A 12134-nucleotide genomic window follows, 5' to 3' on the forward strand; every position below is an offset into this window, starting at 1 on the left:
TAAAAGCAAAGACCTAAAGCGTGAGGAGCTGATCTGAAAGATCGCGACGCGCTTGAAACCCGGAAGGTCAAACTCTGACCCCGCATTGCCGCCGCCGGCGCGCCGGTCTATACCGCGCCGATGAGATTACGCGCCGACATCTTCGTTTCAGCACTCCTGCGCCGCGTCTTCGCCAGCGGCGATTTCGCCGCTGTGGAAAAAAAGGGGGCGGAGGAGGCGGGTGCGATCTTCATCCGCCAGCATTTTCGCGACGGCCTGGAAACGCTTTATGCGCCGGCGCCCCAGACCGCCTTCGACGAAGGCCAGGCCGGCGACCGGCTGTTCGAAGTCCGCCTGTCGCGAGCGGACCCGGAAGCGGTGCGCGCCATGCTGGAGCGTGAACGCAAGTTCGATCCCGATCTCTGGATCGTCGAACTGGAGGCAGAGGAACTGGGAGACATGCTCCCGCTTGGGCGGAATGGCTGACAGCCGAAGTCGGGCCTCAACTCAGCGATACCGCCGTCCCATGACGCGCATGTCGCGTTGCGGCGCCGCCTGGCGGATGAAGCGGGTATTGGGGGTTTCCTGAGGGGGCGGCACATTGGGCACTTCAGGCTTATAGGTATAACGGTCGGCGCGACGCCAGGCGTCCACACGTTCGTGGCATTCTTCCGGGTCGAGCGCATCGAGCACCATCCAGCCGCGTGTGACGTTGTGCTGCTGTTCGGCAAGATGCGGATAAAGTCTCTCCAGCACGAAGACGGCGTCGAGAAAGTTCATGCCGAGGCTCGTCAGCGTCGTGGCGAGCTGCTGGCCGGAAAGATCGAGCATGATGCGCTCGGCAAGCCAGCGGCTGGCGGACAGCGCGTCGGCAAGGGCTGTCGCGAAATGCGTCGCCTCGCGCGAGCGGGCGAAGCGCACCAGCAATGCCTCCTGGATGTCGGTGAGCGTGCGCAGGCCGAGCCTGTCGTCCTCCTTATGACCGAGATGACCGGCCAGGCCGAGGATGCGTTCGCGCAATGCCTCTTCATTGGCGATCCGCTGTTCTTCCAGCGCGTCTGCCTCGTTGGTTTCGGTGGGCGCCGGCGCAAGCGGCACTGCCGGCGATTCCGTGATCGGCGCCGAGGCGGCGGCGGATCGCGGCTGGGTCTGGCGCAGCGCCACCAGCGCATCGATGACTTTCGGCGAAAGCGAATCGCGGCTGACGATCGCCTTGACATGCGCCGCACCCTGCATGCGCGCGATGGTGATCAGCGTATCGTCGGCGATTGCTTTTGAGGCGGCAAGAAAAGGGGCGGCGATTTCGATCGGCTGGTTGCCGATGAACAACGCCACGGCGGCCGGCATGTTCTCGCATTGCGACAGAGCTGCGACCGCCTGGCGCTTGGCCTCGTCGGAGGAGGCCTGGAATAGCGGCATGAAAAGCTCGGCAAATTGGCGCAGTTCGGAGCGTGTCGGATGAGACAGGTTCTCGAAACTGCTGACAGTCGCCATCAATACCACGTCCTTTTTCCTGACGGCCAAGGGGCCTTCTAGGTCTCGAAACCGGTCACGCACAACAACACCCCGAAAACGCAGAACAAGGGGACCACGGGCCGATATGCGCTGGCGGAACGCATGTCTGGCCATACGGTTATGAACAAATCCTACACCGGTACGGTTAATGCATGCTGAAGATTTTATTAAAATGCAACAGAAATACACACGCGAAGCGTGTCGCGATTTGATTAGCCGGCAATATAAAATGCCTGGCTTGAGCGGGACGCCGCCGCCATTGCTTATCGCTGATGTGAGGGTGGAAAAGTTCAGGCGGCCTTGCGATCGTGCAGCGCGTGCAGCAGCTTTTCGCGGCTGTCGTGACCGGGCTGATAAAGGTCGAGTGCTGCGGATGCGGCAAACTGAGCCTCGACGCTCTTGATGTCGACGCGCTGTTCCGCGCACCAGGCATCGAGCGCACTGCGCAGCACGTCGAGATCCTCAGGCGAGAAAGATGAATTCACCAGCAAAGACACCGCGTGTCCTCCGCATCCCGGCAAGAACGCGGAAAATCCGCGATCGATCGGCGCCCGGAAAATGTGATCGACGAGAGCAACCATACGCGCATCCGAGTTGGCCGCAATTAAATATTTACATGAAGCATTTTTGCAACAACATGTGTTTCCCCGCAGATAATCACTCCTCGTCTGTCGCAACTATATGAATTGTCTCTCGTTTTACGCATCGATCCGCGGCCGGTACTTTGCGCGGGTGGCATGAAACCAAATCAACTCTTCGCGCGTTACAGAGAAGTGACGTGAACTGTGTTGGGCGTCTGCCGAACATTAGTAAACTGTTAACTGTCATCTGTCTCAATTCGGATGGGAACGACGCGATTTGAGTATCTGGATCGTTGAAAGTCCTGATCACGGTATTTCAATCAGGTGCCGTGGGAAAGGCGCGAATGCCCTCGGTCCGGCAATCCCGGCCCCGCAGGACGCGCCGGCCCGCACATTGGCGGGCAGGGTGAAATCCATCGCAAATTCATCCGTCTCGGGCAGTGCATGGAGACGAGAATGGCAATAATAGTCGCATTGGCGGATCGGCGGCCGCGGGCGCCGCGCCGACCGGACAAAGAGCCCCGCGAAGCCAAGATCCTCTGGTTCACCGGCGTTCGCTACGAGCGGTTGGTCGAGAGCCCGAAACATCGCCCGGCGCCCACGCCGCGCGTCAATAAAAAGTAATCGCCTGCTCAACCCTAGCGAGCGTTGAATTGCTCGCAGCCGGCTTGCGTCAGGAAGGTGCGCGCCGCCTCATCGAAACTCGCCTGCGGCGCCAGCGTCCGCAGCACGGCATAACCGTCCGGCCGTGCCATTTCCACCAGGATCGCCTGCTGCAATTCCTGCGGCAGATTCTTGCGCAGGTCGGTCAGCTGGATCGGACCTCCAGCCAGCACGTCGAGCGCGCCGCCGACCGACGTCCTGTCGTTCATGCTAAAGACCTCATTGGAGGCGCTGTCGTAAATCGCGATCGACCAGAAGGGGACATTGCCCTTGGCGGTGAAATGCACCGGCGCATCCTCGACGTCGAAGGAACAGACGGCGGTGCGCAGGAAGGGGTCGCCATTGGCAAGGCCGGCTTCGTCATACCGGTCGCCGAGCAGGTAGAAATTGTTGAGATCGCCCTCGGCCTCCACCCGGGTGGCCGCGTCCTTGCCGGTGAAATGCGGCAGCGACAGGATGATGACGAGATGCAGCAGCGCTGCGCCGAAAAGGCCGGTCAGGATGGCGAAGAATATCCTAAGCATTGCCGCATCCGGTCTTGGTGAGCTTCGGCATGGCGAGGTCGATCACCCCGGAACTGCCGGCGGTCGGGGTGTCGAACAGTGTCAGCACCAGCCGGAAAGTGCCGGCTTCCGGCAAGGCCAGCCAGTTCCCCGGCTGCGCGGCGGCTGAGATTTCGATCGAGAAGCTGCTGTCTGGCTGACGCAGCACGGTCCAGGAATTCAGCGCCGAGGGATGCCCGGCCTTCACCGCCGCCGGATTGCCGCCATTGTCGGCGGTAAAGAGGGTCCACAGCCGGGCAGGCGGGGTCTGCCCGCTGATGCGGTAGCGGCAGTTGGCATTCAGCCGCGCGCCGTCGTCATCGACGCTCGCCGTAAAGGTCAGGCCTTCGGCGCTGCCATAAAGCAGTTTGCCGGCGCGGGCGCGGTGCGACTTGGCATAGGGATCGGCCTCGACCGTCTGCAACGCCGGAAAGGCCTCCCACGCGCCGAGCTTGATCGCCCCGAAACCCTGTGTCGCATCCAGCGCATACAGCGAAATCATGATCCCGCCCCCGAAGGCGACGATCAGCGTGATCAGGATGAAAAGGGGAAAGCGAAACACGTCATGACCTTGGAAACCGGGATGAAAGGGTTACCACTGATTCTGGCGGGGTGGAATGCCGCGCCGTGACATAGGCGCCGATTGATCCCCGGTTATATCCGCGAAGCCGTCATGCCGATGCGCAACAATAGGGGTGTCAGGTTGGCGCCAATTGGCTGCCCTCACACCGGCGATCTCCCGCGCCAGCCTACTCCGCGCTCGCTACCTTCGCCGGCGCCAGCGGCGCGGCGTTCTTCAGCTTCTCGCCGAGCTTTTTGAGGATGTCGGTCGATTGCACCGAGAGCATGCGCGGCCGGATGAGCTGCGGCAATCCGTCCTGCGGCTTGGCGGCGGCTGTTTTGGCGAGATCCTTTTCCGAGGGCAGGGGGTTTTCGATGCCGGGGATGGCGCGCAGCGTTACGCCCTGATGGGCGTAGTCCATGGCGCGCTTGAAGGTCATCGCGGGCAGCGAGCCGCCGGTCATCTCGTTGGTCGAGGTATAGTCGTCATTGCCGAACCAGACGGCGCAGGTGTAATTGCCGGTGAAGCCGACGAACCAGGCGTCGCGATAGGCCTGGGTCGTGCCGGTCTTGCCGGCCGTCACGATGCCGTTGTCGAGTGCTGCCTTGCGCGCCGTGCCGACATAGGGAACGCGCGACAGCATCTGGTTCATATAGGCGTCGGCCTGTTCGGACAGCACGCGTTTCGCCGCCGGCTCGTCGCGGTCGAAATCGTAGAGCACGTCGCCATCGTAATCGAGGATCTGGGTGATGCCGTGGCGGCGCGACTGGTAGCCGCCGGCTGGGAAGGTGGCATAGGCGGTCGCCTGGTCGAGCACCGTCACTTCGGAGGTGCCGATCGGGATGGTGACGTCGTCGCGGATCGGCGTTTCGACGCCGAGGTTCTTCGCCATCGCCCGGATCGGCTGGATGCCGAGCTTTTCCTTGGCGAGCCGCACCGGCACGGTGTTGATCGACTGAGCGATCGCGGTCTCAAGCGTGATGCGGCCGGCATAGCGGTTCGCATAATTATGCGGGCTCCAATTGCCCCAGGAGATCGGCGCGTCGACGATCGTCGTCTGCGGCGTCATCCCGCTCTCCATCGCCACCGAATAGGTGTAGACCTTGAAGGAGGAGCCCGGCTGGCGCAGCGCCCTGGTGGCGCGGTTGAACTGGCTTTCGCCGTAATCGCGGCCGCCGACCATGGCGCGCACCGCGCCGCCGTTCTCGATCATCACCATGGCGCCCTGCTTGGCGTGGTAGGCCTCGCCATATTCACGCAGCGACGTTTCGACCGAATCTTCGGCTGCCTGCTGGATGCCCATGTCGATCGTCGTGCGCACGATCAGCGAATGCTGATGAAAGCGCGGCGAAAGCCGCTGCACCTCGTCGAAAGCCCAATCGAGGAAGAAGTCGGGCGATTCCACCTCGTTGCGGTCGACGACGGTGGCAGGGTTGCGCCGGGCGGCTATCACCTGGCCCTCGCTCATCAGCCCGCTCTGCACGAGGTTGGTCAGCACCTCGTTGGCGCGTGCACGCGCTGCAGGCAGGTTGACATGCGGCGCATATTTCGCCGGCGCCTTGAACAGGCCGGCGAGCATGGCGGATTCGGCAAGGTTCACATCGGTGATATCCTTGCCGAAATAGAACTGTGCCGCCGCTGCCGCGCCAAAAGTCCCGCCGCCCATATAGGCGCGGTCGAGATAGGTGGAGAGGATTTCCTTCTTGGAAAGGTTGGCCTCGAGCCAAAGCGCCAGGAACGCTTCGGTGACCTTGCGGTCGATCGAGCGCTCGTTGGACAGGAACAGGTTCTTGGCGAGCTGTTGCGTCAGCGTTGAGCCGCCCTGCACGACTTCACCGGCCTGGGCGTTGGTGACCATGGCGCGGAAGAGGCCGATGACGTCAATGCCGAAGTGATCGAAGAAGCGCCGGTCTTCGGTGGCCAGAACGGATTTGATCAAGGAATCCGGCAGTTCGTCGATCGGCACGGAATTCTGGTGGATGACGCCGCGATGGCCGATGACGTTGCCGTAGCGGTCGGTAAAAGTGACGGCGAAATCGCCGCGGTTGCGCCAGTCCTCCTTGGTCGCCTCGAAGGCCGGCTGGGCAAGCAGCAGCATCAGCACCGAGCCGGCGGCCCCGAGCGTCAGCCCTTCGCCGGCGAGTTCGAAGACCATGCGTTTCCAGCCGCGCACGCGGAAGCGGCGGAAGAAGATGGTGATGTCTTCCCAGATCTCGGCGGCGCGGAAGCCGGCGTTCCAGACGGTCGAATCGATCCAGGAATCGATGCGCAGCAGAATGTGACGGCTCTTCGCCGGCCGCTTTTCCGCTGCCTCATTCGCCGCTTTTCCGGGCCTTTTTTCTGGCCCGTTTTCTGGCCCATTTCCTGGGTTGTCCGGATCCTGCACGTCCTGTATTCCCGCCTGATCGCGCTTCGGTCATATCCGACGAAAGCGCGAGGCCCGCATATGGCCGCAAAGCTCTCCGATACCAGGAGAGAATTCTCCGAGTATCAGGAGTATGCTGAAGGATTGATTGATTTTGCGGCCGATAACAAGAGAGATGCATCAGGGTCACGCGAATTTGCGGGCCTCTGTTGCAAGAAACGAACGATGAACGATCTGCCCTTCTGGAAGCGAAAGACGCTGGCCGAAATGACCGTCGCCGAGTGGGAAAGCCTCTGCGACGGCTGCGGCCTCTGTTGTCTCAACAAGATCGAGGAATGGGACAGCGGCGATATCTATTTCACCTCGGTCAGCTGCAAGCTGCTCGACGGCGAAAGCTGTCGCTGCTCCAGCTATGAGAACCGCTGGGATTTCGTGCCGGACTGCGTGCAACTGACCAAGGAGAACGTGCCCGATATCGCCTGGCTGCCGCCCACCTGCGGCTACCGGCTGGTCAATGAAGGCCGGGATCTCTACTGGTGGCATCCGCTGATCTCCGGCGATCCCGAAACCGTCCATGCCGCCGGTATTTCTGCCCGCGGCCGCACCATCAGCGAAACCGAGATCGATATCGACGATCTTGAGGATTATGTCGTCGACTGGCCGCTGACCGTCGGCGCGAAAAAGGATGAAGAGGAAGCCTAACATTACAGCTGCATATTGTTGGAATATCTGACTCCATGGGTTTCCATGATCCGGGGTCATGGATGACAGGCGTATCGATTGAGGCGACGCTGGAGCTTTGGGCGTCTTTGCGTGATGTGAAAGCGCGAATGCGGCCGCTGTTCACACAGGAGCGGGTAGCGAATTCAGCATGCCAATTCCTGGACGGTTTGCTGGGAGAAGAGCGGCGCAAGACGGGTTGGATGCGGGGCAAGGCATCCTGTGGTGTCGGCCGGCAATATACAGGTTCGGCGGGCAAGATCACCAATTGCCAGATCGGCGTGTTCGCGTCGTATGTCTCCCGCCATGGTCATGCCTTCATCGATCGGGCACTCTATCTGCCGAGGGCCTGGACGGAGGACCGGAACCGGGTGCCGGAGCTCATGTGCCGGACACTGTCAGCTTTTTGACCAAGCCGGCACTGGCGCTTGCCATGATCGAGCGGGGAATCGCTTCGGATGTGCCATTTTCCTGGGTGGCTGCCGACAGTGTCTGTGGGGGCGACATCGAAATGGCGCTCAAACGAGCCGCATGGGCTATTGTGCTGGGCGTGAACGCCAATCATCTCTTTCGCTCATGGGACAAACCGCTGGCCGTTGCCGGGAAAGCGAAGGACATCGCCGAAGAGCCTGACCATGCCTGGCGACGCCTGTCGGCAGGCGAGGGGACCAAGGGCGCGCGACGGCATGATTGGGTCTATCTCGAATTGGCGACTTCGATCACGGTTAACTGCCAAACGACATGAGCCCCATTCTGCGAACGAGCGTGACGTGGCGCGAACGTTTCAGCGTGCGACGCCTGGTTCCTCGTGTGCTCTCACGATGGCGTCCGCTTCCTTTCCATATAGCTCCTCGAAGTGATCGAAGGTCTTGGAGAAGTAACCAATGCCCTGCGTCGCCGAGCGCAGCGCCCGCGCCAGATCGTCAAGTGCGCCGCCCGGAATAAGTGCCCGGAAGATGTCCCACCCTTTAGCGGTTTCATCCCGGTCGAAGCCGAGAACCTGACCCTTGAGAGCGGAGACGATCTGGACGAGGCTGCCGGAATAGATCGACGGAATGTGAATTTCGCTGCGGAAGACCGGTTGCATCAAAACGGCCGACCCTTCGGAAAGCGCCTGTCGCACTCCCATTTTCGACGCAGTCCTGAAGGCGTGTTCCGAACTGTCGACGGCATGGTACTGACCATCGAACAGCGTTACGCCGACATCGATGACCTGGAAGCCGAGCGGCCCTTTCTCCATCGCTTCGCGCGCGCCTGCTTCGACGGCAGGGATGTAGTTGCGCGGAACGACGCCACCCTTGACAGTTTCGCTGAAGGTGAAGCCCCGGCCGCGCTCGTTGGGGCGAATGCTCAGCTTCACATCCGCGAATTGCCCGGCACCGCCGGTCTGTTTGCGATGCCGGTAGTGAACCTCGGACGGCTTCGCGATTGTCTCGCGGTAGATCGGGCTGGGCATTCGATCGGTTACGTCGATATGGAAGACCTCGGACAGGGTTCGGCAGAGATCGCGCAGATGGACCGGGCCCTGGGCGCGGACGAGCTGGGCGCCCGTGCCTTCCTCGTGCAAAACGACAAGACCGCGATCCGTCTCGGAAAGTTTTGCCAGCGTTTCGGAGAGCTTGTTTTCATCGCGCGCGCTGCCTGGGATTAGGATCCTTTCAAGCATCGGCGTGGGTGGCTCCGTCCACTCAGGCGGGGCGACCACCGCGTCTGATGTGAACAGCGAAGGGACGGGCAAGTGGTCGGACTTGACCGTCGCGAACACATCCCCCAGCGCAGGCACGACCGCCGAATTGGACTTCCCGTTTGCGAGATGCTGTACGGCGCCGAGGCTGGAGCCGCCCAGTGATGCGCCCTGCCGCAGTCCCTCGCCAAGCGCGCGCACGAGCACTGTCTTACCGACATTCTGGCGATGATAGGCATGGAAGCTCACGGCGGTCAGCTTGTTTTCATCGACATTGCCCGCACGAGCCAGGCGCTGTCGAAGAACCCCTACCGGCGGCGCCTCGTGGCGCAGCGCCTTCATCAGCCTCATCATGCCGTTGCCATGACTTGCGGCACCGATCAGGACCGGAATAATCCTGTTTTCCCTGAGAACCCGCGATGAAATGGCATAGAGGGCGTCGCTGGGCGGCTCGCGATCTTCGACCAGTTCCTCGAGGAGCCAGTCATCGAATTCGGACAGGTGTTCCAGGAGCTCGCTGCGCGCTTCGTGCTCGCGCTCGGCGGCGCTTTCAGGGATTGCGATCAACGCGGAAGTCTGGCCTTCCCGGTAGCGCCACGCCCGTTCCGAAATCAGATCGCAACTGCCTATGATCCTGTCTCCGTCGCGGATCGGGATCTGGCGAAGCAAAAGCGTGTGGTTGGCGTAGTCTTGAAGCGCGGCGATCACGTCCCTCAGCCGCCCTCTCGGTTCGTCCATCCGGTTGACGAAGAGGATGCACGGCGTCCCCGAGGCTTCGATTACCCGCAGATAGGGCGCGGCGAGCACAGCCTCCTCGGGTGCCGATGAAACGCACAGGATGCAGGCGTCGCTGGCAAGAAGCGCGTGCTGTGCATGTGCCAACGCTTCGTTGGGTCCTGGCGCATCCAGCGCACACCACGCCTCGTTTCCAAAGGTGAATTCTGCAAGCTTCAATCCATATGGGGAGCTGGATTTTCTCGGCGCCCCCTCCAGGGAGCCGAGCTTTTCCACGACTGTTGATTTTCCGGTCTGCGAGGGTCCAAGCACGGTAAAGCAGCGCATCGGCATTCCTCCAACTGCCATAAACACAATTTTCAGCCATCATTAGGATGCCCTGAACCGCTGCAAGGCGCCAGAGGTGTTCAGTTTCACAATGCTTTGACCTGGACTTGCATTTGAGGCTGATGTCGTCTCGCATTTAATGATCAGATTCTGTCTGCAACGAATTCAAGATGATACCTCGACATTTTTTGACTGCGGTCGGCGTCAGTGCCAGCGCAGCCGCTTTTCGATCTCGGGCGCATATTTCTGGACCCGGCGGTAAATCGTGGATTGATCGACGGGCACACCCCGCTCACCCATCATTTGTTCGAGATCGCGGTAGCTGACACCGTAGCGCGGCAGTACCAGCGCCCAAAGGATAATCTCTCCTGAAAATGCCGCCACTTGAAATTACTCATCAAAAGTATCGCTGAAAATCTTCAGCGCTCTTTCGGGCATCAACGGGATTTTTGCAACAGAACCCTTCCGCCCGCATCCAACCCGTCTTCCGCCGCTCTTTCCCAGCAAACCGTCCAGAAATTGGCATGCTGAATTCGCTACCCGCTCCTGTGTGAACAGCGGCCGCATTCGCGCTTTCACATCACGCAACGAAGACGCCCAAAGCTCCAGCGTCGCCTCAATCGATACGCCTGTCATCCATGACCTGCGGATCATGGAAACCCATGGAGTCAGACATTCCAACGATATGCAGCTGTAATGTTAGTCTAAGCGGGGATCAGGGCTTCACTGCGGTCAGGAAGCGCTTCAATTCCGTCTCCACATAGGCAGCCACCGGACCGTCTGCGCCAAATCCCCACCAGGTGAGCGAACCCTGCCATTGCGCCAGCATCAGTCGGGCAACCGTCGCCGGCGCCTTCGCCGAGCCGAAACACGGCGCGATCGCTGCCGTCAGCGCCGTTCCCCAGGCGGCACCGCGAGCCCGCAGCACCGGATCGCGGAAATCCTCGCGCAGCACCAGCAATCCCTCGCCGTAGGCGGCGGCATTGTCGCCGTAATGCTGCGACAGGCCGACGAGCAGCGCGACGGCGCCTTCCGGGGTTTTCGCCACGGTCCCGGCAAGCCGCGCCGTTTCCGCATCCAGCCTGTCCCAGGCATAGAGCAGCGCTGCGCGCAGCATCGCCGCCTTCGTTGCGAAACGCTGCACCAGCGTCGAGCCGGAAAGGCCGCTCGCTTTCGCCACCGCCGCAAAGGTCGCCGCATCCGGCCCCTCGGCCTGGATTACCGCCAGCACCATGGCGAGAAGCTGCTCATCGGAAAGCGTGCGACGGCGTGGCATGAAATTCCTCTTGCATTCACCACCAATGTAAACGATCATTCGTTTATATACAAGGAGTACGGCTAACTCCGGGCGCCTTCCTTAACAATTCCAGCAAAAATGCGCAGCGCTTTTGCACCCGGAATTGCGCAGTTCTATCGAGGAGGATGGAAAGATGACAGCGGACTTGCGGGAGAAAGTGGCTTTGGTGGCCGGAGCAACACGCGGCGCCGGTCGTGGCATCGCGGTGGAACTCGGCGCCGCTGGCGCCACCGTTTACGTGACGGGTCGCACGACACGCGCGCAGCAATCCGAATACGCCAGGCCGGAGACGATCGAGGAGACGGCCGAGTTGGTGACCGCTGCCGGCGGCAGGGGCATTGCCGTGCAGGTCGACCATCTCGTCAAGGAGCAAGTCGAGGCGCTCGTCGGTCGTATTCGCAGCGAGGCCGGCCGGCTCGATATTCTCGTCAACGACATCTGGGGCGGCGAAAAACTGTTCGAATGGGACAAATCAGTCTGGGAGCATTCGCTGGACAAGGGCCTGCGCATGCTGCGGCTCGGCATCGAGACGCATCTGATCACCGCCCATTACGCCCTGCCGCTGATGATCGAGCGGCCGGGCGGGCTGCTGGTCGAGGTGACCGACGGCACGGCCGACTACAATGCCACCCACTACCGGCTGTCGCCCTTCTACGACCTCGTCAAGACAGGCGTCACCCGCATGGCGTGGGCGCATGCACAGGACCTGGCAAAACACGGCGCCACCGCCATTGCCATCACGCCCGGCTGGCTGCGCTCGGAAATGATGCTGGATGCCTATGGTGTCAGCGAGCAGAACTGGCGCGACGCGACGAAGGTGCAGCCGCATTTCGCCATTTCCGAAACCCCGCGCTTCGTCGGTCGCGCGGTTGTGGCGATCGCTGCCGATCCTAACCGCGCCCGCTGGAACGGCCAGTCGCTGTCGAGCGGCGGCATGGCCAAGACCTACGGCTTCGATGACATCGACGGTTCACGGCCGGATTGCTGGCGCTACATGGTGGAGGTTCAGGAGGCGGACAAACCGGCTGACGTGACTGGCTACCGCTAAAGCAAATTCCAGGAAAAGTGCGAAGCGGTTTTCCGTCCGGAATTGCGTAGACCAAACAAAGCAAATTCCCGGCAAAGCGCGAAGCGGTTTTGCCGGGAATTGCGCAAAACAAAAGG

The 12134-nt window shown here is 61.4% G+C and carries 10 protein-coding genes and 3 pseudogenes; 4 read left to right on the forward strand and 9 right to left on the reverse strand.

From position 1 onward, the window contains the following. Positions 1-120 precede the first annotated feature (120 nt). Positions 121-465 (forward strand): DUF1491 family protein, encoded by a 345-nt coding sequence (locus PO860_RS04405; protein ID WP_183606199.1) that lies wholly within the window; start codon positions 121-123, stop codon positions 463-465. Between the two features lie 21 nt (positions 466-486). Here the strand turns inward: PO860_RS04405 and PO860_RS04410 are convergent, their stop codons facing one another. The 5 genes from PO860_RS04410 to PO860_RS04430 form a co-directional block, all read right to left on the reverse strand. After that, positions 487-1536, reverse strand: a complete 1050-nt coding sequence (locus PO860_RS04410) for a DUF2336 domain-containing protein (protein WP_183606200.1) — start codon at positions 1534-1536, stop codon at positions 487-489. Positions 1537-1784: 248 nt separating this feature from the next. Next, a complete protein-coding gene (locus PO860_RS04415) occupies positions 1785-1991 on the reverse strand; it encodes a hypothetical protein (protein ID WP_183606201.1) in 207 nt (68 codons plus the stop codon). Between the two features lie 722 nt (positions 1992-2713). Further along, complete coding sequence (locus tag PO860_RS04420) at positions 2714-3262, reverse strand: DUF1254 domain-containing protein (protein ID WP_183606203.1); 549 nt, start codon at positions 3260-3262, stop codon at positions 2714-2716. Further along, on the reverse strand, positions 3255-3842 hold the full coding sequence (locus tag PO860_RS04425; RefSeq protein ID WP_183606204.1) for a DUF1214 domain-containing protein: 588 nt from the start codon (positions 3840-3842) through the stop codon (positions 3255-3257). The genes PO860_RS04420 and PO860_RS04425 overlap by 8 nt, the downstream gene beginning before the upstream one ends. 187 nt (positions 3843-4029) lie before the next feature. Then, on the reverse strand, positions 4030-6228 hold the full coding sequence (locus PO860_RS04430) for a transglycosylase domain-containing protein (protein ID WP_275038199.1): 2199 nt from the start codon (positions 6226-6228) through the stop codon (positions 4030-4032). Between the two features lie 204 nt (positions 6229-6432). Between PO860_RS04430 and PO860_RS04435 the strand changes: the two genes are divergently transcribed. Together PO860_RS04435 and PO860_RS04440 are read left to right on the forward strand one after the other, a co-directional pair. After that, positions 6433-6909 (forward strand): YcgN family cysteine cluster protein, encoded by a 477-nt coding sequence (locus PO860_RS04435; RefSeq protein ID WP_183606206.1) that lies wholly within the window; start codon positions 6433-6435, stop codon positions 6907-6909. Between the two features lie 221 nt (positions 6910-7130). Beyond that, positions 7131-7672 (forward strand): annotated as a pseudogene (locus PO860_RS04440) (transposase). Between the two features lie 39 nt (positions 7673-7711). On the opposite strand, the gene PO860_RS04445 reads toward PO860_RS04440, so the two are convergent. The 4 genes and pseudogenes from PO860_RS04445 to PO860_RS04460 form a co-directional block, all read right to left on the reverse strand. Further along, positions 7712-9673 (reverse strand): elongation factor G, encoded by a 1962-nt coding sequence (locus PO860_RS04445; RefSeq protein ID WP_275038200.1) that lies wholly within the window; start codon positions 9671-9673, stop codon positions 7712-7714. 210 nt (positions 9674-9883) lie between these two features. Continuing rightward, positions 9884-10071 (reverse strand): annotated as a pseudogene (locus PO860_RS04450) (IS6 family transposase); the annotation flags it as partial. 65 nt (positions 10072-10136) lie between these two features. Next, a pseudogene (locus PO860_RS04455) lies at positions 10137-10327 on the reverse strand (IS701 family transposase); the annotation flags it as partial. Between the two features lie 61 nt (positions 10328-10388). After that, the gene (locus PO860_RS04460; protein WP_183606207.1) at positions 10389-10949 is read right to left on the reverse strand and encodes a TetR family transcriptional regulator; all 561 of its coding nucleotides are present in this window, start codon (positions 10947-10949) and stop codon (positions 10389-10391) included. A 154-nt stretch (positions 10950-11103) separates the two neighbouring features. Here PO860_RS04460 and PO860_RS04465 point away from each other — a divergent pair, with 154 nt between their 5' ends. After that, positions 11104-12018 carry an SDR family oxidoreductase gene (locus tag PO860_RS04465; protein WP_273880554.1) on the forward strand — a complete coding sequence of 305 codons (915 nt, stop codon included), beginning with the start codon at positions 11104-11106 and terminating at the stop codon, positions 12016-12018. Positions 12019-12134: the final 116 nt, after the last annotated feature.

It is taken from the genome of Rhizobium binxianense (genome assembly GCF_028994275.1).
Lineage (GTDB): Bacteria > Pseudomonadota > Alphaproteobacteria > Rhizobiales > Rhizobiaceae > Rhizobium > Rhizobium binxianense.